The sequence below is a fragment of the Roseovarius atlanticus genome (assembly GCF_001441615.1).
In the GTDB taxonomy this organism is placed as follows: domain Bacteria; phylum Pseudomonadota; class Alphaproteobacteria; order Rhodobacterales; family Rhodobacteraceae; genus Roseovarius; species Roseovarius atlanticus.
This window is the reverse complement of sequence record NZ_LAXJ01000010.1, coordinates 161,696-181,560: the sequence shown is the minus strand read 5'-3', so window position 1 is coordinate 181,560 and position 19,865 is coordinate 161,696. Positions and strand designations below refer to the sequence as shown.

Annotated in this window: 23 protein-coding genes; 9 read left to right on the top strand and 14 right to left on the bottom strand. The window is 65.9% G+C overall.

Features of this window, described 5'->3' with window-relative positions:
* The 11 genes from XM53_RS12265 to XM53_RS12220 form a co-directional block, all read right to left on the bottom strand.
* A complete protein-coding gene (locus XM53_RS12265) occupies nucleotides 1–471 on the bottom strand; it encodes a Dps family protein (protein ID WP_057793687.1) in 471 nt (156 codons plus the stop codon).
* A gap of 119 nt (nucleotides 472–590) precedes the next feature.
* Nucleotides 591–1,013 (bottom strand): hypothetical protein, encoded by a 423-nt coding sequence (locus XM53_RS12260; protein WP_057793686.1) that lies wholly within the window; start codon nucleotides 1,011–1,013, stop codon nucleotides 591–593.
* Nucleotides 1,014–1,065: 52 nt separating this feature from the next.
* Nucleotides 1,066–1,326 (bottom strand): DUF1289 domain-containing protein, encoded by a 261-nt coding sequence (locus XM53_RS12255; RefSeq protein ID WP_057793684.1) that lies wholly within the window; start codon nucleotides 1,324–1,326, stop codon nucleotides 1,066–1,068.
* A 48-nt stretch (nucleotides 1,327–1,374) separates the two neighbouring features.
* Nucleotides 1,375–1,542 carry a hemin uptake protein HemP gene (gene hemP / locus XM53_RS22515; RefSeq protein ID WP_082630966.1) on the bottom strand — a complete coding sequence of 56 codons (168 nt, stop codon included), beginning with the start codon at nucleotides 1,540–1,542 and terminating at the stop codon, nucleotides 1,375–1,377.
* Between the two features lie 152 nt (nucleotides 1,543–1,694).
* Nucleotides 1,695–2,063 (bottom strand): glyoxalase superfamily protein, encoded by a 369-nt coding sequence (locus XM53_RS12250; protein ID WP_057793682.1) that lies wholly within the window; start codon nucleotides 2,061–2,063, stop codon nucleotides 1,695–1,697.
* Nucleotides 2,060–2,386: an antibiotic biosynthesis monooxygenase family protein gene (locus XM53_RS12245; RefSeq protein ID WP_057793680.1), complete on the bottom strand. Its 327-nt coding sequence runs from the start codon at nucleotides 2,384–2,386 to the stop codon at nucleotides 2,060–2,062. The genes XM53_RS12250 and XM53_RS12245 overlap by 4 nt, the downstream gene beginning before the upstream one ends.
* 10 nt (nucleotides 2,387–2,396) lie before the next feature.
* On the bottom strand, nucleotides 2,397–3,146 hold the full coding sequence (locus tag XM53_RS12240; RefSeq protein WP_236544483.1) for a ChaN family lipoprotein: 750 nt from the start codon (nucleotides 3,144–3,146) through the stop codon (nucleotides 2,397–2,399).
* Nucleotides 3,147–3,157: 11 nt separating this feature from the next.
* Nucleotides 3,158–3,940, bottom strand: coding sequence for a heme ABC transporter ATP-binding protein (locus XM53_RS12235; protein ID WP_057793678.1), 783 nt, complete (start codon nucleotides 3,938–3,940; stop codon nucleotides 3,158–3,160).
* A complete protein-coding gene (locus tag XM53_RS12230) occupies nucleotides 3,937–5,004 on the bottom strand; it encodes a FecCD family ABC transporter permease (RefSeq protein ID WP_057793676.1) in 1,068 nt (355 codons plus the stop codon). Before XM53_RS12230 ends, XM53_RS12235 begins: the two co-directional genes overlap by 4 nt.
* 3 nt (nucleotides 5,005–5,007) lie before the next feature.
* Nucleotides 5,008–5,901 (bottom strand): heme/hemin ABC transporter substrate-binding protein, encoded by an 894-nt coding sequence (locus tag XM53_RS12225; protein ID WP_057793769.1) that lies wholly within the window; start codon nucleotides 5,899–5,901, stop codon nucleotides 5,008–5,010.
* On the bottom strand, nucleotides 5,901–6,953 hold the full coding sequence (locus XM53_RS12220) for a hemin-degrading factor (RefSeq protein ID WP_057793674.1): 1,053 nt from the start codon (nucleotides 6,951–6,953) through the stop codon (nucleotides 5,901–5,903). The genes XM53_RS12225 and XM53_RS12220 overlap by 1 nt, the downstream gene beginning before the upstream one ends.
* Before the next feature lie 202 nt (nucleotides 6,954–7,155).
* Between XM53_RS12220 and XM53_RS12215 the strand changes: the two genes are divergently transcribed.
* The 3 genes from XM53_RS12215 to XM53_RS12205 all read left to right on the top strand — a co-directional run bounded on the left by XM53_RS12215 (nucleotide 7,156) and on the right by XM53_RS12205 (nucleotide 11,162).
* Complete coding sequence (locus tag XM53_RS12215; protein ID WP_057793672.1) at nucleotides 7,156–9,201, top strand: TonB-dependent receptor domain-containing protein; 2,046 nt, start codon at nucleotides 7,156–7,158, stop codon at nucleotides 9,199–9,201.
* Between the two features lie 183 nt (nucleotides 9,202–9,384).
* Complete coding sequence (dusA, locus tag XM53_RS12210) at nucleotides 9,385–10,383, top strand: tRNA dihydrouridine(20/20a) synthase DusA (protein ID WP_057793670.1); 999 nt, start codon at nucleotides 9,385–9,387, stop codon at nucleotides 10,381–10,383.
* A complete protein-coding gene (locus tag XM53_RS12205) occupies nucleotides 10,380–11,162 on the top strand; it encodes a hypothetical protein (protein ID WP_057793668.1) in 783 nt (260 codons plus the stop codon). The genes dusA and XM53_RS12205 overlap by 4 nt, the downstream gene beginning before the upstream one ends.
* 274 nt (nucleotides 11,163–11,436) lie before the next feature.
* Here the strand turns inward: XM53_RS12205 and XM53_RS12200 are convergent, their stop codons facing one another.
* The 3 genes from XM53_RS12200 to ccmI are packed head-to-tail and all read right to left on the bottom strand — an operon-like array spanning nucleotide 11,437 to nucleotide 13,381.
* Nucleotides 11,437–11,673, bottom strand: coding sequence for a DUF1289 domain-containing protein (locus XM53_RS12200; RefSeq protein ID WP_057793666.1), 237 nt, complete (start codon nucleotides 11,671–11,673; stop codon nucleotides 11,437–11,439).
* Complete coding sequence (gene ruvX, locus XM53_RS12195; RefSeq protein WP_057793664.1) at nucleotides 11,670–12,146, bottom strand: Holliday junction resolvase RuvX; 477 nt, start codon at nucleotides 12,144–12,146, stop codon at nucleotides 11,670–11,672. The genes XM53_RS12200 and ruvX overlap by 4 nt, the downstream gene beginning before the upstream one ends.
* On the bottom strand, nucleotides 12,143–13,381 hold the full coding sequence (gene ccmI / locus XM53_RS12190; RefSeq protein ID WP_057793662.1) for a c-type cytochrome biogenesis protein CcmI: 1,239 nt from the start codon (nucleotides 13,379–13,381) through the stop codon (nucleotides 12,143–12,145). Before ccmI ends, ruvX begins: the two co-directional genes overlap by 4 nt.
* A 238-nt stretch (nucleotides 13,382–13,619) precedes the next feature.
* On the opposite strand from ccmI, the gene XM53_RS12185 reads away from it, so the two are divergent.
* The 6 genes from XM53_RS12185 (at nucleotide 13,620) to XM53_RS12160 (ending at nucleotide 19,761) form a co-directional block, all read left to right on the top strand.
* The gene (locus XM53_RS12185) at nucleotides 13,620–14,864 is read left to right on the top strand and encodes a sarcosine oxidase subunit beta family protein (protein ID WP_057793767.1); all 1,245 of its coding nucleotides are present in this window, start codon (nucleotides 13,620–13,622) and stop codon (nucleotides 14,862–14,864) included.
* Nucleotides 14,865–14,928: 64 nt separating this feature from the next.
* Nucleotides 14,929–15,264, top strand: a complete 336-nt coding sequence (locus XM53_RS12180) for a hypothetical protein (protein WP_057793660.1) — start codon at nucleotides 14,929–14,931, stop codon at nucleotides 15,262–15,264.
* 219 nt (nucleotides 15,265–15,483) lie between these two features.
* Nucleotides 15,484–15,717, top strand: a complete 234-nt coding sequence (locus tag XM53_RS12175; RefSeq protein ID WP_057793658.1) for a hypothetical protein — start codon at nucleotides 15,484–15,486, stop codon at nucleotides 15,715–15,717.
* A 129-nt stretch (nucleotides 15,718–15,846) separates the two neighbouring features.
* Complete coding sequence (locus XM53_RS12170; RefSeq protein WP_057793656.1) at nucleotides 15,847–16,176, top strand: sarcosine oxidase subunit delta; 330 nt, start codon at nucleotides 15,847–15,849, stop codon at nucleotides 16,174–16,176.
* Nucleotides 16,173–19,199, top strand: coding sequence for a sarcosine oxidase subunit alpha family protein (locus tag XM53_RS12165; protein ID WP_057793654.1), 3,027 nt, complete (start codon nucleotides 16,173–16,175; stop codon nucleotides 19,197–19,199). Before XM53_RS12170 ends, XM53_RS12165 begins: the two co-directional genes overlap by 4 nt.
* Entirely contained in the window at nucleotides 19,192–19,761 is a 570-nt protein-coding gene (locus tag XM53_RS12160; protein ID WP_057793652.1) for a sarcosine oxidase subunit gamma, read from the top strand. The genes XM53_RS12165 and XM53_RS12160 overlap by 8 nt, the downstream gene beginning before the upstream one ends.
* The last annotated feature ends 104 nt before the right edge of the window (nucleotides 19,762–19,865 follow it).

Genomic DNA, 19,865 nt, shown 5'->3' with positions numbered 1-19,865 from the left:
TCAGCGCAGGTGGGCGCGCAGCATCCAGGCGAATTTCTCGTGCGTCTGACCGCGGGCGATGCATAGGTCTTCGGTCAGCGTGTCGCCATGCTTGGCGGCCAGTTCCCCGGCGCCCGCGATGGTTTCGGCCAGGGTTTCCTGGGCCTCTTTCAGCAGGCGGATCATCTCTTCGGCGGCGGGTGTGCCTTTGGCTTCGGGGACCTTGGAGCGCTTGATCATGTCGGCAAGCACGCCTTCGGCGTGGCCGTCGAGCGCCTTGATCCGCTCGGCCAGGTCATCCTGTGCCACGAAGTGATCTTCGTAGATCGTCTGAAACAGCTCATGCAGCGGGCCGAAGGCCATGCCGGTGACGTTCCAGTGAAAGTTCTGCGCCAGCATCGTCGTGACCGCGGTTTCCGCAACGCATTGGTTGAGGGCCTCGGAAATCTGTGCGTTTGCGTCGGTCGAAAGTGATTGTGCCGTCTCGGTCATACTCGCCTCCTTGGTTGTGTGGAAATGTCTGTTCGGAGTTGTGCTGGCTGGCGATTGGCTGGCTTGCAGGTTCAAAATAGGGCCTGCACCAGCGTTCGGCAAGACAATTTAGAATCTTTCTAAATCCGAGGGAAATTGTCAGCCACATTGCCCAAGAGAAAGACGAGATTGCGGTGTGCGTGTTTGGGAACACGGGAATGCAGCAGGAAGGTGCAACTGGCCGTGTCACCCGTCTGAAGGCTGCGGGCGAGAGCGAGCAGCCAGTCCTCGTCGAACGAGGTTTCGGGCTCGCCGGCGCGGAACAGGATCGGCCGACGGCCAAGCGCCTGAGACAGGCAGCGCATCAGCACGTCGGACGCCGCTTGCATGGCGATATCGCGGTTGACCGACAGCGAGGCGCAAGCGCCGAAGAGGTCGACATAGCTTTTGCACCGCGCATCCCGCGCGACGTGGCGCAGGTGGTCGAGCAGGGGCGCGTGACCCTGTTGGATGCGCGCGTCGTGCAAGTCTTCAAGATGTGGAAGGCGAAGCGGTGAGGTCATGAGAGGTCGATGGTCCTGCGATCCTGTCCTGTTTTCCAAAGGGTGAGCCGGGTCAGGCGGCTTTGCCGCCCTCGATCGCGGTGAGCGTGACTTTCTTCTTGCGGCATTTCTTGGCATAGGCAGCATCCCAGTGCTTGTAGCGGCCCATCACGGTTTGCTGCGCCACCAGCATTTCGACGAAGGCTTCGCGCTGCTTGTCCTTTTTCAGCTGCTTGAACAGGCTTTTCTGGGCCTTGGTCATCGAACAGCCGATGCAATGGCCTTCGCGCTTGAACTTGCAGACGTCGATGCAGGGGCTTGGAACTTTGGGCATGAGGCCTCGCTGAAGTGTGGCTGGGTCTGTCTTGGATCGGGATCGGGGTCACTTGGTCAGGATCAGGTTGCCGGCCTGGGTGATGCGCAGGGTGTAGACCTGGCCGTCGAGCGCGATGTCGGCCGTGACGCCATTCGGAACCAGATCGCGGGCATCGTGGGTGGCGATGCCGGTGCTGTCCGTCGCGGGGCGCGGGGCGGGTTCGGATGTGGTCATGCGGTTACCTGTGCGGCGATCCGGCCGGGTGGTGTCAGAAGAAACCCGACTTTTCGAGTCGGGATTAAGGCCTTCGTATATTATTCCGATTGTTTCAGTCAAGAAATTGTCGTGGCCGCGGCGGCAGAGTCACGCCGCGATCAAGGGCCAAATCAATCGCCATCCGCTTGATCGAGGAAGCGAAGGCGGTTTCCGAAGGGGTCGGTCACCTCCATCTGTAGGCCCCAAGGCATCGGCTCGAGGCCCGGACGCATGTTCGGATTGGCGGGCAGGGTGGCGTGCCAGTCGCGCAGGTTGTCGACATGCACCATCGCGGTCGATCCGGGGGTGGCATCGCCGTGGTGCTCGGTCAGGTGCAGGTGGAAATCCCCCAGGCGCAGAAATGCATAGAGCGGGGCACCGTCGAACACGCGGACCTCGCCGGTCCAGTCGAAGCCCAGCCAGTCCACATAGAATGCCCGCGCGCGCGCCTCGTCGAAGCTGCGAAAGACGGGCGCGGTGCGGGTGACCCGTGGTGTCATGCCGGGGCGTCGGCGTCGATCTTCTGGATCGCGCGGAACCCTTCGAAACGCGGCGTTCCTTCGTGCAGCTTGCGGCTTTGGCCGGCCCGGGCGTGGGAGGCGCGGAATTCCTCGCTGGTGGTCCAGGCGCGGAAATGTTCTTCGCTTTCCCAGACGGTGTGCGAGGCATAAAGCACGCGGCCGTCTTCCTCGGGACCCTTGAGCATGTGGAACGACACGAAGCCGTCCATGTCCTTGAGACGGCTTTCGCGGCTGAGCCACAGATCCTCGAACTCGGCGGCATTTTCCAAGGGCACGGTGAAGCGGTTCATGGCAAGATACATCTTGGGGTCCTTACTGGTTGGTGAGCGAAGCACAGGGGTCGTCCCGCCGGGCCGGGGGCACTGTGCGGGTCTCGTCGAAGGGGGTGTCGGTTTCGGCCTCGACAAAGCCGATGGCGTGCGTGGTGACGTCAGGGGCCGCCCGGGCGATCTTCGCGGGTATGCCCCAGTCGGTGCGGGCGTGGCCGTTTCCGGCGATCACCACGACGGGAGCGCCGTGGGTGTCGAGCGCGTCGAGGGCCGCGCGGGCGAAGACCGCGTCGCGGTAGCGCTGCACGGCGACCATCCCGGCCATCATGTCGCGCGGCATCGCCTCGCAATGGGCGGCGAACTGCATGTCTTCGCGCAAGGCCTGCTGGTCGTCGGGCAAAGGCGTGTCCAGCCCGAAACGTGGGGCATCAGGGCCGAAGACCGTGGCAGCGCCGTCGGTGTAAACCGTGCGCACGCTGTCGCGCGGGGCGGCGGCGCCGATGATCCGGGCGTCGCCCAGGGCATCGAAGATGGGGGCGTAGAGGTCGAAGTCTGTCCAGCCGCTGGCGGTCCATGCGTCCTCGGCCAGCGACCTGTCGGCATCGACCCGCGCGGCCTCTTTGGCGGTCAGCATTTCGAAGACGACGGCGGTGGGCTGAATTTCGGCAATCTTTGCGGCCTGGCCCAGATGCGCGTCGGGATTGTCGTGCACCTCGCCCAGGATGACGATCTCCGCAGGGGCCTGCGCCAGCGCGGGCGCGGCGAGACAGAACAAGAGCGTGGCAAGGCGCACCGGGTATCCTTTCAGGCAGAGGCCGCGTGCGGCAGTATATAGGGCACACCGAGGGGCGGTGGAGAGCAAACACGCAACGTGCAGCCATAGGCGCGCGAGAGGGTGGCGTCGGTCAGCACCTCGGCGGGCGTGCCGAAGGCCAGGCGCTGGCCTTCGGACAGGACAGCGACGCGGTCGGCGAAAAGTGCTGTCAGGTTCAGATCGTGCATGACGGCGATGACGCCGCCGCCGGCGCGGGCAAAGCTGCGGGCGATCTCCATCACCTGAAGCTGATGCGCGATATCGAGGCTGCTGACAGGCTCGTCCAGCAATAGCCAGCGGGGGCGACCATGCGCGACCGGGCTCCAGACCTGCGCCAAGACCCGGGCCAGCATGACGCGCTGCGCCTCGCCGCCCGACAGTTCCTGAAAGGTGCGGTTGGCATAATGGGCGAGGCCGACGCGGGAGAGGGCCTGCATGGGCACCTCGGGGCGGTCGCCGGCAGTGCCCGCTTGCAGGCCGAGGCGCACCACCTCGATCACCGTGAACGGGAAGGCCAGGCGCGCCGCCTGTGGCAGGACCGCACGTTCGGCGGCCAGCTCCCACGGTTTCATCGCCGCTATGTCGCGGCCGTTCAGGCGGACCTCGCCGGTATGGGGCAGGGAGGCCGTCATGGCGCCCAGCAGGGTGGACTTGCCCGAGCCGTTGGGGCCGACGATGGCCGTGACCATGCCCGGATCGGCGGTCAGCGATACGTCGCGCAGCGCCTCGCGGGCGCCGTAGGAAACGCGGATGTTCTCGGCGACGAAGCTCATAGGTCGGCAAGCCCCCGGCGTGTTAGCAGGATCCACAGGAAGACCGGCGCGCCAAGGACCGCGGTGACGATCCCGATGGGCAGTTCAGCGGGGGCGATCACGACACGGGCGATGACATCCGCGAGGATCAGCAGGATGGCGCCAAGCAGCGCGGAATTCAGAAGCAGCGTGCGGTGGTCCGGGCCCGAGGCCAGCCGCAGAAGGTGCGGTACCACGATGCCGACGAAGCCGATGCCGCCCGAAACCGCGACGGCGGCGCCAGTGGCCGCTGCGACGGCGAGGATCGCGATGGATTTCAGGCGCTGGACGCTGACGCCGATATGGGCCGCCGTCGCCTCTCCCAAAGCCAGCCCGTTGAGGCCGCGCCCCAAGGTCAGCGCCGCGGCGATGGCCAGCAGGATCATCGGCCCCGCCGTCAGCACCTTGGCCCAACTGGCCCCGGCCAGCGAGCCGAGGCCCCAGAAGGTGAGGTCGCGCAATTGCGTGTCGTCGGCGATATAGACCAGGATACCCGACACCGCCCCTGCCAGCGCCCCGAGCGCGATGCCCGCGAGCAGCATCGTGGCCACAGACGTGTGCCCGTGCCGGGTGGCGACGCGGTAGAGCAGAAGGGTCGCGCCCCATCCCCCGAGAAACGCGGCGAAGGGCGTCAGTTGATTGCCGGCGAGGGCGTTTACCCACGACGGCAGAAGACCGCCCAGCACGATGGCGAGGATGGCCCCCAGCCCGGCCCCGGCGCCCACGCCGACGATACCGGGATCGGCCAGAGGGTTGCGGAAAAGGCCCTGCATCGCCGCCCCCGACACCGCGAGCGCCGCGCCGACCAGCCCGCCCATGGCGAGGCGCGGCAGACGGATATCCCACAGCACAACGCGGTCCATCTGGGTCAGCGCCTCGCCCCGCGCCAGCTTGGCTGCGAGATTCGAAAGCGTCACGTCGGTTGCGCCGACTTGAAGGCTGGCGAGGGAAACGAGGACCAGCGCCGCAGCCAGCGCCCAATGCAGGGCGCGGGCGCGGGAGGCGCGGTCTCGTGGGGCGGCGTCGATATCGGTGAGAGCGGCCATTCTCTAGCTGTCCGTGCCGTAAAGCGCGGCGTTGAGCTGGCGGATACCAGTCGCGGTGCGGGGGCCGAAGCCGAGCAGCAGAAGGCCGTCCATGCGCACCACCGCGCGGTCCTGTGCCGCGGGGGTCAGGCGGATCGCGGGCATGGCAAAGAGCGCGTCATCGTCGGCGGCATGATCGCCGGTGCGGTCCATCATCAGGATCACGTCGGGCGCGGCGGTGCCTATCGCCTCGTCGGTGACCTGCTTGTAGCCTTCGAAGTCAGAGATAGCATTCACGCCGCCGGCCATTCGGATGATCGCGTCGGCGGCGGTGCCGGTGCCCGAGGCGTTGATCCGGCCGCCTTGGGTCGACAGGACGAACAGAACGCGCTTCTTGTCCGCGTCGGGGCGGCGGGCGTCTTCCATGGCCGCCTGCATCTCGGCATTGACCTTGGCGGCGAGCGCATCGGCCTGCTCGGGCACGCCAAGCGCGTCGCCCACGATGTCGATCTTGTGCAGGATGCCATCGGTGGTCAGGGCGTCGGGCACCTCGACGAAGGCCACGTCGGCGGCGCGGATCACGTCCAGCGCCTCGGGCGGGCCGGCGCCTTCGCCTGCGATGATGAGGGAGGGGCCAACCGACAGAACGCCCTCGGGCGAGAGCGCCCGCATGTAGCCCACGTCGGGAAGGTCTTGGACGGAAGGCGGGTGAGTTGAAGTCGTGTCGCGCGCCTTCAGCCGGTGCTCCTGCCCCAGGGCGGCGACGATCTCTGTCACCGCGCTGCCGATGGACAGGATCTCGGCATGTGGATTGGCGGGGGTCTCGGCCTGCTGCGCGCTGACGGCCAGGGCGACGAAGGCCCCGACCATCGAAGTGCAGAGCGCGACAATCGCGGCGCCCGTCGATTTGCTGCACATCATGCCGGCACCTCCTCGAGCGAAGGCAGGTTTGCGACGATCCGGCCCCATGCGGGCCGCGAATCGCGTCCTTCCTTGCCCAGCCCGAAGGTCTGGAAGATCAGGCCGCCCTCGGCATCGAACGCCTCGACGGATATTGCGGGGCCGCGTTGCGTGGGTTTTTCGACCGCCCAGACCTCGGCCACCTTGTCGCGCCGCAGGTGCAGGTTGAAGCCGGGGTCCATCACGTTCTGCCACGGCCCCATCGGGCGCAGGGTGCGGATCGGGCCGGAATGGATCTGGATGCAGCCGCGGTTGCCGACGAAAAGCATGATCTCGATCCCGGCATCGCGCACGGCGTGCAGCATGGCGTCGACCGCAGTGGGATCAAGCTGCCGCACGAAGGGCGCGCCGGCGATGCGGTAGGCGCCGAGGCGGTTCATCTTCAGCTTGGAACACAGGCGCAGAAACTGGTGCGTGTCGGTCAGGCGCGCCCATTCCTCGCGCAGGATATCCAGCTTGTCGGGCCGCGATTTCGGTGCCTCGACGGGTTGGCGCGCGGCGACAGTCTGACCTTCGGTCTGATTCTGATGCGCAAGGTCGGTGAGGATGACCGGCCAGGCGTCGTGATGCGAGGCCTCGCGCAGGTGGATCTTATGCACCGCGTCGCCGGCGGCGTCGAAAACCTGGAGCGAGCGGCGCGGGCCGTCCTCCGTCTGCGTTTCGACGGCGAAGGCGTGCACCCAGTGCGACTGGAAGATCCGCAGGTCGATATTCTCGGTCAGCGTCATCGCGGCGTGTTCGCCAGGATGGTAGTTGCCGTATTCACCCACCTTCTCGTGCACGCAGGCCTCGACCCGGGTGAGGGCCATGACCTCGCCCAGCTTCTCGGCAGCGGGGATAATTCGGTCAGGAGGCGCGGCAATCCGCATCGTGCCGAAACTGACATGGGCGGCGACGGCTTGAGCCTCGGAGATCCCCAGCGTGTCGGCCTGGTCGCGGCTGCGCATCTTGGGGTTCTCGGCCTGAAAGGCGCGGATGGATTCGGGGGTCGGTGCAGTTCGCTCGCTCATTGGGCATCCTCGGAATGAAGGTGGGTCCGATGGCTTGGCTCGCGATGCTGTGGAGCGTGGCTGTCGACAAATTACTTGACTGTTTTAGTTGGTTAAAAGTATCGGTGCAACCCATCGCGATGATGTGCATCGCAAATCAACCAATCTACCGCGCCAGCCCTTTGCAAGCACCGGTGACCAATGTGCAACAAGGATGGCGTTTATGCTTACCACATTCATGCGTGGGACGACCGCGCTCGTCTGCCTGTCGCTGGCCGGGACGGCCATGGCGCAGGACGAGCCCGGCTTTCTGGGGACCCTGGTCCTGACCCCCGGCAAACGGGATCTGACCTTCGGCACGGCGCTGCCCCGGACCGTTGTCGACGAAGAGGAAATCAAGGACCGGCAGGCCAGCACCGTCGCGCAGCTGATCGATTCGGTGCCCGGCGTGACGCTGGTGAACGGCACCACGCCGCAGGGGTCGGGGATCAACATCCGCGGATTCGGGGCCAACACCACCTATGGTTCGGACCAGAAGATCGCGGTGCAGATCGACGGCGCCTCGGTCGGGTCGGAAGAGATCTACCGCCTGGGCACACAGCTTTTCACCGATCCGCTGCTTTACAAGGAAGTCGAGGTGATCCGGGGCACGATCGGCAGCTTCGCGTATGGCTCGGGCATCGTGGGCGGCGTGGTAAAGCTGGAGACCAAGGATGCGTCGGAGTTCACAGGCGGAGAGCTTGGTTTCGGCGGGTCGCAGACGCTGGAGTTCAGCTCGAACGGTCATGGTTTCACCAGTTCGACCAACCTGGCCTGGATGCCCGCCGAGGGGGCGGAGTTTCTGCTGAACTACACCTGGCGCGAGCAGGGCACGCTGGAGGCCGGGGACGGCACCAAGATCGGCAACAGCTCGTTCGAGACGCCGTCATTTCTGGCCAAGGCGCGGTTCACCTTCGGCGATGACGACGCGCATTCGCTGATGTTCAGCCATTCGCGGACCGAGGCCGACGACAAGGACGTGCCCTATGACCAGTTCGAGACCACGGCGGGCAGCTTTGGCCGGGTCGACCGTATCACCGACACGAAACAGACGACCGTCGAATACCGCTTCAACCCGGTCAACGACCTGATCGACCTGCGGGCGAACCTGTCCTATGCAGACCAGAAGATCGACACGAACTATATCGACGGAAGCTCGCCCTTTCAGGGCGGGCAGCCGGTGGCGGTTTTCTGCGCCAATCCGTTCTTCGGCGTGATCTGCGCCGACAACCGATACGAGACGACCAAGCTGACCATTTCCAACAGGGCGCTCTTTTCGACGGGGCAGGTCGAGCACGACATGCTGGCCGGGATCGAAGGCATCCACAAGAAACGCCTGGATGCGGCCGCAGCACCCGGCGGCACGGACGACCGGTTCGCCGCCTTCATGGTGAACGAGATGACGATCGGCCAGGTGACGGTAACGCCGGCGCTGCGCTATGAAAGCTCGCGGATCGAAAGCACGGTGCCGTTGGCCGGCGTGCCCGACCGCTACAGCAACGATGCGCTGATGGGCGGGCTGGCGCTGGCCTATGATTTCGGGAACGGGATCTCGGTCTTCGGCAGCGCGGCTTACACCGAGGGGTTGCCGCTGATCGACGATCTTGATGCCACGGCCACGTCGCAACGGCGGCTGGCGATGACCGAAAAGTCCCACACGTTCGAGATTGGCGCGGCCTATACCGGCACGGACGTGTTCGCGGAGGGCGACTCGTTTACCGTGCGCGGCAACCTTTACCAGACCAAGCTGTGGGATATCACTACCTACACGGTGGCCGGGGCGACGGGCACCGATCTTGATGGCGTGACGACCGAGGGGCTGGAGTTGGAGGCGTCCTATGGCACGGCGGGCGGGTTCTATGTCGATTTCGCGGGGCATGTCGGGGAGGGGCGGGAATACAATCCCGACGGCACCTCGGACACCTGGCGCAACAGCGCGGCGGACCGGCTGCAACTGACGGTGGGTCAGCGGATCGGTGACGATCTTGACCTCAGCTGGGAGGTGGTACATGTCGCCGACCGTTTCGACGCCCTGGGCGCGGATCTGGGCGATACCACGGTGCATAACCTGCGCGCCACGTGGCGGCCCGACAACAAGTGGCTGGACGACACCGAGGTGCGGTTCGGGATCGAGAACGCGTTCGACAAGGACTATGTCGGGCACCTGTCCTCGCCCACGCGCAAGGCGCCCGGGCGGACATTCAAGGTGTCACTGACGCAGGCGTTCTGACGCGACGTCGGCAGGACCGGCGAGGGGCTGCCGGGTGTTTGCGCGCGGCGCCCGGTTGCTGTTTTCGATGCGCCGGGGAACTGGCCAACGGACCATAGGACATGCGACAGAAGGGTGGAGGTCCGGGCGCGCTCTGACTATGGTCCGGCCTGTGATTTCCCGCGCGCCACAGGAGAGCCTTCAATGTCCCAGACCCCAGCCACAGAGGCCGCGCGGCTGAGCGTGGCCCCGATGATGGATTGGACCGACCGGCACTGTCGGTTCCTGCATCGACAATTGTCCGAAAAAGCGTTGCTTTACACGGAGATGGTGACCGCGCCTGCGCTGGTGCGGGGTGGGGCGGTGCACCTTCTGGACCATGCGCCGGAGGAGCATCCCGTCGCCCTGCAACTGGGTGGGTCCGAGCCGGAGGAACTGGCCGAGGCTGCCCGGCTGGGGGCGGAGGCGGGGTATGACGAGATCAACCTTAACGTGGGCTGTCCCAGCGACCGGGTGCAGTCGGGCACGTTCGGGGCGGTGCTGATGAAGCAGCCGGACCTGGTGGCGGAGTGCTGTGCCGCGATGATTGGGGCGGTGGAGACAGAGGTGACGGTGAAATGCCGGATCGGGGTGGACGATCAGGACGCCGAGACGGTGCTGCCGGACTTTCTGGAGCGGGTCGGCGCGGCGGGGGTGCGGCGGTTCACCATTCATGCGCGCAAGGCGTGGCTGCAAGGGCTGAGCCCCAAGGAAAACAGGGATATTCCGCCGCTCGACTATGACCTTGTGGCGCGGATGAAAGAGCGGTTTCCGCAGTTTCACATCTCGCTCAACGGTGGGATCGAGACGCTGGATGCGGCGGTGGCGCATTTGGAGGCCGGGTTCGATGGCGTGATGCTGGGACGCGCGGCGTATCATCGGCCGGTCGATATCCTGGGCGCGGTGGACCGGCGGGTGTTCGGCGCTGCCGGGCCGGACCGGACGGGAGAAGACGCTGTGAAGGCCATGCTTCCTTACATCGAAAACCATTTGATTTCAGGAGGTAAGCTGCATCAGGTGACTCGCCATATGCTGGGGCTTTTCACCGGTCAGCCGGGGGCGCGGGCATGGCGGCGGGTGCTGTCGGAGAACGCCACCAAACCGGGCGCGGGAACGGAGCTGGTGGAGGAGGCGCTGGCGCAGGTGACGGGGATTGCGGCGTGAAGGATCTTCTTGAGACCGGATGGGCGCGGTTTGCGTTTGATCCGTCCGTAGCGGCCTGGGCTGAGGCTGCTTTTACCGTTGCAAAAGAAAGGGTTAATGCGCCCGAGGAGCAACGCTGGCTATATTGCGAAGGCACGTGGTTCGTGGGTGTGGATACGCTGCCCAATGCGCCCGACGGCGCTGTGGGCGGGTCCGGGCCGCTGACGGGGCAGGCGTGGGAGGCGATGTCGGCGCTGTATGGCCGCCTGCCGCTGCACCGGGGGCAGGTGTCGGTGATGTATCCCGGATACCCCAGGCCGAAGGATGGCGAGGGAGATGCCGCATTCGGCTACAGGCTGCGGCGGGACGCGGCGCATGTGGATGGGCTGCTGCTGGAAGGGCCCGACAGGCGGCGGTATCTGAAGGAGCGGCACGCCTTTATCCTGGGGTTGCCGTTGACCACATGCAACGCCGGGGCCAGCCCGCTAAGTGTCTGGGAAGGCAGTCATAATGTGATGCGGGCGACGTTTTCTGAAGCCTTGGACGGCGTGGCGCCGGAGGCGTGGGACGAGGTCGATCTGACGGAGATCTACAAGGCCGCGCGGCGGCGGGTGTTCGACACCTGCAAGCGGCGTCTGCTGCCGGCAAGACCGGGAGAGGCTTATGTGGTGCACCGGTTGGCGGTGCATGGCGTGGCACCGTGGGAGGACGGGGCGGAGGCGCCGGAAGAGGGGCGGATGATCGTCTATTTCCGGCCCGAATGGCCCGATCCGGGCGACCAGTGGCTGACCGCGCCCTGACGGGACGTGCGACTAGAAGCTTAACGGCGCAGAATGGGCAGAAAGCACGTCGGTATCGTGTCGGTATTTCCGACTGTATCGCGTCGGTGCCATTGGCTGACGCGTGGAATGAACAGAGCGCGCGGTGCGTTTGGCCGGTGGCAATCGTTGCGGCCTTATTCTGACCGGTTGGTTTAGGCGTGGCGCCGGAGCTGGGCGCGGAATTTTGCAAAATTCCGGACCGAAAAATTGCAATTTTTCGGCGCGCCGAGGGAGACGGTCCGTGCCTGACCTGTCAGCCGCGCTTGAGCCGGGCGGCGCGGCCGCCGCGGCGGCGGGTGAGGGTGGTGGCACGGTCGGGCAGGTCGGTCATGATCTCGTGGCGTTCCTCGGACGTCATCCTGGACCAGCGGGCGATTTCGTCGATGGTGCGGTAGCATCCCGTACAGATCCGCGCCTCGGGGTGGACGACGCAGATGCGCACGCAGGGGCTTTCGATCTCTTTGCGGTTCCAGACGGGGCTGTCGTTCATGTCTCGGCTTTCAGGTGGCGGATTCGGTCCAGCGCTCCTTGCAGGATATACGCCGCCGCGACGGCGTCGATCACCTCTGCGCGACGCTTTCGGGTCAAATCGGCCTCGATCAGTGCTCTTTCTGCCGCAACTGTCGAGAGGCGCTCGTCCCAGAAGCCGATGGGCAGATCGGTGCGCGCGGCCAAGTTGCGGGCGAAGGCGCGGGTGGATTGGCAGCGCGGACCTTCGGAGCCGTCCATGTTGCGGGGCAGGCCGAGGATGATCCCGGCGGCGGTGCGGTCGGCGGCGATGGCCAGAAGGCGGTCGGCATCGGCGGTGAATTTGGTGCGCTTGACGGTCTCGACCGGGTTGGCGGAGGAGAGAAGCGCGTCGGAGGCGGAGACGCCGATGGTCTTGGTCCCGAGATCGAGGCCCAGGAGCGCGCGAAAGCCGGGCAGGGCGGCGGCGAAGGCGGCGAAATCCTCGAAGATCATTCGGAGAAGCCGGCCTGCTTGGCGGCGTTGATGATGGTGTCGATCACCATGGGGTCGTCGAAGCGGTCCTGGGCGCGGGCGATGAGGTCGCGCACGGCGTCGAAATCACCCAGGACGGCGTAGGCATTCGAGAGGCGCACCCATTCGGCCTCGGTGCCGCCAGTCTCGTCGATGCGGGTGGCGAGGCGGTCGACCATGCCGCGGATCATGGCGGCGCGGTCCTGCGCGCTCATGTCGCCGGCGGCGTCGATGTCGCCCTGCGAGGGGCCGGGTGCGGCGTTTTCGGCGGGCGGCTCGTAGCGGTTGATGCCGGCGCGCCAGGCCAGTTCCTCGATCCGGGGGCGGATCAGGGCGGTCCAGGGGGCGTCCGGCGTGCTTTCGCGCAAAAGGCTGTCCCAGGTGCGGAAGGCAATGTCGGGGCGGTCGACCTGGATCATGTAGAGCCCCATGTAGTAGCGCGCGCGCGGCTCCTTGGGATCGCGGGCAAGGGCGGCGCGAATGGCTTCGGCGGCCTCGGCCGAGACATAGCCGCCGGCGGCGGAGACCATCATGTCCGACAGTTCCGCGTAGTCGGCGGCAGTCGCGGCGTCGCCCTTGAGCTCGATCACCTTTTCCTTGGCCTCGGCGGCGGCGGAGAGATTGCCGAGCGCAGCCTCGTTCCGGGCGAGCAGGATGTAGCCTTGTAGGTCGTCGGGCCGGTTGGCCACGGCCTCGCGCAGGCGGTCCATCAACTCGAGATATTGCGGGTCGACCTCGCCCATGTCGGGCGTCACGGGCTGGGAGGCGTTGAAGCGCGCTTCGGCCTCGGCCTGGTCGAGGCGGGTGGCGCGGGCCTCGTCCGAGGCGGCGAGGCGGGCGGTGCGGGGCAGGTCGTCGTAGCCGGGCGCGCCCATCTGCGTATAGAGCCAGCCGGCGCCCGCGACGAGGCCAAGAAGGGCGAGCGCGGCGAAGGCCTTGCCGGCCAGCGCGGGCTGGGCGCCGGCCTGTCCGGTGGCCTGAAGCTGGGCGTCGGCGGCGAGGATTCGGCGGGAGACCTCCGCGCGGGTGCGCTCGGCGTCCTCGGGGGTGATGACGCCGCGGGCGAGGTCGCGATCGACCTCTTTCAGCTGGTCGCGGTAAACCTGAAGGTCATAGGCGGCAGGCGGCGCGTCGCCGACGCGGCCACGGATCAGTACCAGCCCCAGGATGGCGGCGCAGATCAGGCCCAAGGCAATGGCGAGCACCCAGAATGTCATGTAATCTCCCTGTCGTCGGGAGTGATTTAACGATTGGGCGGGCAAACCGAAAGGGGCAAGTGGTCGCCCGCGATGTCGCAGGGGCGGATCGGCGGGGTCGTGTCGCAAATCAGGCCATTCGTGCCGCATGAGGTGTCGGCGGTAAAGGCGCTCTGATACATACGGGGGCAATGACAAGGTGCCGGGGCGAATCTGTTCCGCGCCTGACCCTTTCTATGCCATGAGCGAGACCCGCCTGATGAAACGTTATTCCGCCTTTGCCGTCGCGAAAGAAGCGCTGAAATACCACATGGGGTGGGAGCGTGCCTGGGCCAGCCCGGAGCCCAAGAAGAAATACGATGCGATCATCATCGGCGCGGGCGGGCACGGGTTGGCGACGGCCTATTACCTGGGCAAGAACCACGGGATCCGGAACGTGGCGATCCTTGAGAAAGGCTGGCTGGGCGGTGGCAACACCGGGCGGAACACGACGATCATCCGCTCGAACTACCTGCAGGATGCGTCGGCGGCGATGTACGAGAAATCGCGCAGCCTGTACGAGACGCTGAGCCAGGACCTGAACTACAACATCATGTTCAGCCCGCGCGGCGTGATCATGCTGGCCCAGACCCAGCACGAGGTGCGGGGATACGAGCGGACGGCCCACGCCAACGCATTGCAGGGCGTGAAGACCGAGTTCATCAGTCCCAGCCGCGTCAAGGAGCTGTGCCCGATCATCAACCTGGAGGGTCCGCGGTACCCGGTGCTGGGCGGGCTGTGGCAGGCGCGCGGCGGCACGGCGCGGCACGACGCGGTGGCCTGGGGCTATGCACGGGCGTGCTCGGCCATGGGCATGGACGTGATCCAGAAATGTGAAGTCAGCGGCATCCGCACCGAGGGCGGCAAGGTCACGGGGGTGAGCACCAACAAGGGTGACATTGCGTGTGACAAGCTGGGCATCGTGGTGGCGGGGCATTCAGGGCATCTGGCGGACATGGCCGGGTTCCGCCTGCCGATCGAAAGCGTGGCGCTGCAGGCGCTGGTGAGCGAGCCGATCAAGCCCTGCATGGACGTGGTGGTGATGGCTAACACGGTGCATGGCTACATGAGCCAGTCGGACAAGGGCGAGATGGTGATCGGCGGTGGGGCTGATGGCTACAACAACTATACCCAGCGGGGCAGCTTCCATCACATCGAGGAAACGGTGCGGGCGCTGATCGAGACCTTCCCGATGATCAGCCGTCTGAAGATGCTGCGGCAATGGGGCGGGATCGTGGACATGACCGGCGACCGCTCGCCCATCCTGTCGAAGACGCCGGTGGAGAACGTGTTCATCAATTGCGGCTGGGGCACGGGCGGGTTCAAGGCGATCCCGGGCAGTGGCTGGGGCTTTGCCGAGCTGATGGCCAAGGGGTATTCGCCGCTGACCGCCGAGTTCGGGCTGGAGCGGTTCTACGAGGGCCGGTTCATCGACGAGAGCGTTGCCGCGGGGGTCGCGCACTGATGGGGAACCGCCTTGGCATATCGGGCGTTAAGGTGTCGGAATCCAGAAGGAACGGAGAACCGACATGTCCGATCATAACAACAACAACCACACCCCCCCGCCGCAGCGATCCGGTGGCGGCGGAACCATGGCGTTCATCGTCGGCGGTCTTGTCGTCGCCGTGGGCGTCATCGCCTGGGTCATCTTCGGCGACAACGGCGGTGGTGGAGACCTCATCGGCGGATCCGAGTCGTCGGACGTCAACGTGTCGGTCGAAACCTCGGGTGATGCGGCAGATGACGTGGCCGACGCGGCCAACGATGCGGCCGACGCCGTGGAAGGGGCTGCGGAAAACGTCGAGGGCGCTGCCCAGGACGTTGAGAACGCTGCCGAAAACGTCGAGAGCGACACTCAGCAGTAACATTCGCGGGGCCGCATCTGGCCACGAGACCGCGATATGGTTCGATGCAGGGGCGTGTGACGTCCCTGTGTCGCTGCGCGCACATGTGGCGGAAAGCGGCGCATCCGTTCGCGCAGAAGTTGCGGGAACCGGCCCAAACCCTGAGCGGGGTTTTGCCGGTTCTTCCGCGTGCGCCTTGAGGGGCGCATGGTTGAACTCCCACCATGAGGAGTTCGAGAGATGTCTGACTACGAACGATGGCAGCAGCGGCGCGGCTATGGGATGCCCGTCCATGACGCGGGCAGTGCGGGTCTCTTCTGGGTGCTTGTTGTCGTCGTCGCGCTGGGCGCGCTGGTCTTTGCCGGCTCGCTGGGCAACGGCACCGTGCCGGACCTGTCCCAAGTGCCTGAAGGCTTCATCGTGCCGGACGACGCGGCAGACGGCGCGGCAGGCACGGCTGCAGTCGCGGAATAGCACGCCTCGCTTCGGCGGGGGTGATCGCAATCCAATGGGCGGGTGCCAGTCGGCGCCCGCCTTTGTCGTGCCCGGGGCACGCGGACTCAAAGTCGTGCGGGATGCACGCAACATGGAAAGGTGGATGTCATGCTGATCCTGGAATGTCCCTATTGCGGGGTGAAGGGCGAGGAAACCGAGTTCACTGGCGGTGGCGAGGCGCATCTGAAGCGGTTCGGCCCCGGTGCCAGCGATGACGATTTCCATGGGTACCTTTTCAAGCGGGAGAACCCCAAGGGCGTGCACCTGGAACGCTGGCGGCACACCAATGGCTGCGGCAAGTGGTTTCATGCCGCGCGCAACACGGTGACGCTGGAGGTCTACGGGACGTATCCCGCGCAGACCACCGAGCCGCCGAAGGACATCAAGGACAAGATCTCGGCCCGTGTGCCGGGCTGGAGCTGGAGAGAGTTTTCATGAGCACGCGTCTGGCAGATGGCGGGCGTCTTGTTAACAAGGCGCACGCGATGGAATTCACCTTCAACGGCAAGCGGTTGAAAGGCTACGAGGGCGACACGCTGGCGTCGGCGCTGCTGGCCAATGACCAGATGCTGGTGGGCCGGTCGTTCAAGTATCACCGCCCGCGCGGGATCGTGGCGTCGGGCGGGGAAGAGCCCAACGGGCTGGTCAACATGGGCCGGGGCGAGACGTTCGAGCCGAACCAGCGGGTCACGACGACGGAGCTTTTCGACGGGCTGGAGGCGACGAGCCAGAACCACTGGCCGAGCCTGGAGTTCGACGTGGGCGCGGTGAACGCCAAGCTGTCGCGGTTTTTGCCCGCCGGGTTCTACTACAAGATGTTCATCCATCCGCGCCCCCTGTGGAAGCATGTCTACGAGCCGTTCATCCGCCAGTCGGCGGGCCTGGGCAAAGCGCCCAAGGACAAGGACGGCGACACCTACGAGCATCTTTACGCGTTCTACGACGTGGTGGTGATCGGCGGCGGTGTCGCGGGGCTGATGGCGGCCCGTGCGGCGGGGGCGTCGGGCGCCAAGGTGCTGTTGATGGAACAGACCGCCGCGTGGGGCGGGCGTACGCCGGTGGATGGTCCGCTTTACGACGCGACTGTCGATGACGGGCCTGTGGACAAGTTCGTGGATGAATTGGTCGCTGAACTGGGCGAGATGTCCAATGTCGACATGCGTTTGCGTATGATGGGCGCGGGCGTTTACGACCACGGCTATCTGCTGGGCTATGAGCGGGTGAACGATCACAAGCCAGGCGCGCAAGGGCCACGGCACCGTCTGTGGCGCATTCGCGCCGGTCAGATCGTGACCGCGACAGGTGCGATCGAGCGCCCCCTGAGCTTTGCCGGGAACGATGTGCCGGGCGTGATGCTGGCCTCGGCGGTGCGCGATTACGTCGTGAATTATGGGGTTTCCGTCGGGGACCGTACGGTTGTCGTGACCAACAACGACGACGCCTACCTGACCGCGCTGGCGCTGAAAGCGGCCGGTCTGGACGTGCCGGCGATCATCGACGCGCGGGCGGCGGGCGCGGGCGTTCTGGCCGAAAAGGCCAAGGCGGCGGGCATCCGGGTGGAGACCGGCAAGGGCATCGCAAAGGTCAAGGGCGGCAAGCGCGTGACGGGTGTGGGTATCTGTGCACAAGCCGGCGAAGGCTCGGTCCTGGAAGAGATCGCGTGCGACGCGGTTGCCATGTCCGGCGGCTGGTCGCCGGTGGTGCATTTGTGGTCGCATTGTGGTGGCAAGCTGATCTGGGACGAGCAGCAGGCGATGTTCCGGCCCGACCCCGAAAAGGCCCCTACGGGCGCGTCGGGAGAGGCCTATGTGTCGACAGCCGGGACCGCGAGTGGCGAACTGGATCTGGGTGCTGTCTTGGCCGATGCCGAAGAGGCCGGGCGTGCGGCGGCCGAGGCCGTGGGCAAGACGCCGAAGGAGGCGACGAAGCCCGAGGCGGCGGAGCTGAAGAGCAACCTCATTCAGCCGATCTGGATGATGCCGCAAGGTGCGAATGTGAAGCTGCGGATGAAGTCGTGGCTGGATTACCAGAACGACGTGAAGGTCAGCGACGTGCAGCTGGCGGCGCGCGAAGGCTATGAAAGCGTCGAGCACGCCAAGCGCTATACCACGCTGGGCATGGCGACGGATCAGGGCAAGCTGAGCAATATCAACGGGCTGGCGATCCTGTCGGATGCGCTGAACCAGCCGATTCCGCAGACCGGGACGACCACGTTCCGGCCGCCCTATACGCCGATTTCCATGGCGTCGATCGCGGGCGAGGCGCGGGGCGAGATCTTCCAGCCGCTGCGCAAGACGCCGATGCATGACTGGCACGAGGCGAACGGCGCCTATTGGGAGCCGGTGGGTCACTGGCGGCGCCCCTACACCTTCCGTCAGAACCCGGGCGAGGAAATTTCGGCTGCCGTCAAGCGCGAGATCAACCAAACGCGCGGGAGCCTTGGGCTGCTGGATGCCTCGACGCTGGGCAAGCTGATCGTGAAGGGGCCGGATGCGGGGAGGTTCCTCGACATGCTCTACACCAACATGATGAGCACGCTGAAGCCGGGGCGCTGCCGCTATGGCCTGATGTGCAGCGAGAACGGGTTCCTGATGGATGACGGCGTGGTGGCGCGGCTGGATGAGGACACGTTCCTGTGCCACACCACCACGGGCGGCGCGGACAGCATCCATGCCCATATGGAAGAGTGGCTGCAGACCGAGTGGTGGGACTGGAAAGTCTATGTCGCCAACGTGACCGAGCAATATGCGCAGATTGGCGTGGTCGGGCCGAATGCTCGTAAAGCCTTGGAAAAGCTGACCGATGCGGATCTGAGCGCCGAGGCGCTGCCGTTCATGGCGTGGCAGGACATCGACTTTGGCGATGTGACCGCGCGGGTGTTTCGGATCTCGTTCTCGGGCGAATTGTCCTACGAGATTGCCGTGCCGGCGAGCCAGGGCCGGGCGTTCTGGGATCAGCTGCTGGAAGCCGGGAAAGAGTTCGGCGTGATGCCTTACGGCACCGAAGGGCTGCACGTGATGCGGGCCGAGAAGGGGTTCATCATGATCGGGGACGAGACGGATGGCACGGTCATTCCGCAGGACCTGGGGATGGACTGGGCTATTTCCAAGAAGAAGGACGACTATATCGGCAAGCGGGCGCAGCAGCGGAGCCATATGGCCGACCCCGAGCGGTGGCAGCTGGTGGGCCTGCAGACGGTGGACGGATCGGTCCTGCCCGACGGGGCCTATTGCGTGGCCGAGGGCGACAACGCCAACGGGCAGCGCAATGTGCAGGGGCGGGTGACCTCGACCTATTATTCGCCGACGCTGGATCGCGGCATTGCCATGGGGCTGGTGAAGCATGGCCCGGACCGGATGGGCGAGGTGATCGAGTTCGCCAAGGTCGACGGCACCACCGTGCCCACCAAGATCGTCAGCGCGGTCTTTTACGACCCTGAAGGGGAGAAGCAGAATGTCTAAGGCTGTCAGTGCTTTGCAAGGCGCAGTTTACCAAGGCTACGTGGAGGTCCGGGAGATGGGCCTGGTGGGCATGATCACGCTGCGCGGGGATCTGTCCTCGGCCAAGATGAAGAAAGCCGTGAAGGACGCGTGCGGCGTAGACCTGCCCGGGCAGCGCGAGATCGCGGTTGCCGGGGAGAAGGGCGCGGCGTGGATGTCGCCGGACGAATTGCTGCTGATGGTGCCCTATGAGGGCGTCGCGGACGCGTTGGCGGCGGTTGAGGCGGCGCTGAGCGGCGAGCATTTTCTGGCCGTCAACGTGTCGGACGCTCGGGCGGTGTTCCAGTTGAAGGGCGCGGCGGCGCGCGAGATCATCGCCAAGCTGTGCCCGGTGGACATGGCACCCGGCGCGTTCGAGCCGGGGATGATCCGGCGGACGCGCATGGCGCAGATCGCGGCGGCGTTCTGGATGGTCGATGCCGAGACGATCCGGGTGGTGTGCTTCCGGTCGGTGGCGGAATATGCGTTCAACCTGTTGAAGGATGCGGCGGCGCCGGGGGGCGAGACCGGGCTATTCGCGTAAGGGTCAGCGCGTCCTGCCTTTCGGGGCGCGCGTGGGTTTTCACCCACCCTACGCAGGTCCGGGACGGCGTGGGCGGCGCGGCCATGTCGGGCCTTTGGTCCGCG

Bases quoted from the DNA above. Each gene is read 5' to 3' on its own strand.
- XM53_RS12175 (WP_057793658.1), top strand. From the start codon at position 15,484: ATGTCTGACTACGAACGATGGCAGCAGCGGCGCGGCTATGGGATGCCC.
- XM53_RS12255 (WP_057793684.1), bottom strand. From the start codon at position 1,326: ATGCCCAAAGTTCCAAGCCCCTGCATCGACGTCTGCAAGTTCAAGCGC.
- XM53_RS12215 (WP_057793672.1), top strand. From the start codon at position 7,156: ATGCTTACCACATTCATGCGTGGGACGACCGCGCTCGTCTGCCTGTCG.
- dusA (WP_057793670.1), top strand. From the start codon at position 9,385: ATGTCCCAGACCCCAGCCACAGAGGCCGCGCGGCTGAGCGTGGCCCCG.
- XM53_RS12170 (WP_057793656.1), top strand. From the start codon at position 15,847: ATGCTGATCCTGGAATGTCCCTATTGCGGGGTGAAGGGCGAGGAAACC.
- XM53_RS12200 (WP_057793666.1), bottom strand. From the start codon at position 11,673: ATGAACGACAGCCCCGTCTGGAACCGCAAAGAGATCGAAAGCCCCTGC.
- XM53_RS12235 (WP_057793678.1), bottom strand. From the start codon at position 3,940: ATGAGCTTCGTCGCCGAGAACATCCGCGTTTCCTACGGCGCCCGCGAG.
- XM53_RS12230 (WP_057793676.1), bottom strand. From the start codon at position 5,004: ATGGCCGCTCTCACCGATATCGACGCCGCCCCACGAGACCGCGCCTCC.
- XM53_RS12180 (WP_057793660.1), top strand. From the start codon at position 14,929: ATGTCCGATCATAACAACAACAACCACACCCCCCCGCCGCAGCGATCC.
- XM53_RS12265 (WP_057793687.1), bottom strand. From the start codon at position 471: ATGACCGAGACGGCACAATCACTTTCGACCGACGCAAACGCACAGATT.
- XM53_RS12165 (WP_057793654.1), top strand. From the start codon at position 16,173: ATGAGCACGCGTCTGGCAGATGGCGGGCGTCTTGTTAACAAGGCGCAC.
- XM53_RS12220 (WP_057793674.1), bottom strand. From the start codon at position 6,953: ATGAGCGAGCGAACTGCACCGACCCCCGAATCCATCCGCGCCTTTCAG.
- ccmI (WP_057793662.1), bottom strand. From the start codon at position 13,381: ATGACATTCTGGGTGCTCGCCATTGCCTTGGGCCTGATCTGCGCCGCC.
- ruvX (WP_057793664.1), bottom strand. From the start codon at position 12,146: ATGATCTTCGAGGATTTCGCCGCCTTCGCCGCCGCCCTGCCCGGCTTT.
- XM53_RS12185 (WP_057793767.1), top strand. From the start codon at position 13,620: ATGAAACGTTATTCCGCCTTTGCCGTCGCGAAAGAAGCGCTGAAATAC.
- XM53_RS12160 (WP_057793652.1), top strand. From the start codon at position 19,192: ATGTCTAAGGCTGTCAGTGCTTTGCAAGGCGCAGTTTACCAAGGCTAC.
- XM53_RS12225 (WP_057793769.1), bottom strand. From the start codon at position 5,901: ATGTGCAGCAAATCGACGGGCGCCGCGATTGTCGCGCTCTGCACTTCG.
- XM53_RS12250 (WP_057793682.1), bottom strand. From the start codon at position 2,063: ATGACACCACGGGTCACCCGCACCGCGCCCGTCTTTCGCAGCTTCGAC.
- hemP (WP_082630966.1), bottom strand. From the start codon at position 1,542: ATGACCACATCCGAACCCGCCCCGCGCCCCGCGACGGACAGCACCGGC.
- XM53_RS12245 (WP_057793680.1), bottom strand. From the start codon at position 2,386: ATGTATCTTGCCATGAACCGCTTCACCGTGCCCTTGGAAAATGCCGCC.
- XM53_RS12260 (WP_057793686.1), bottom strand. From the start codon at position 1,013: ATGACCTCACCGCTTCGCCTTCCACATCTTGAAGACTTGCACGACGCG.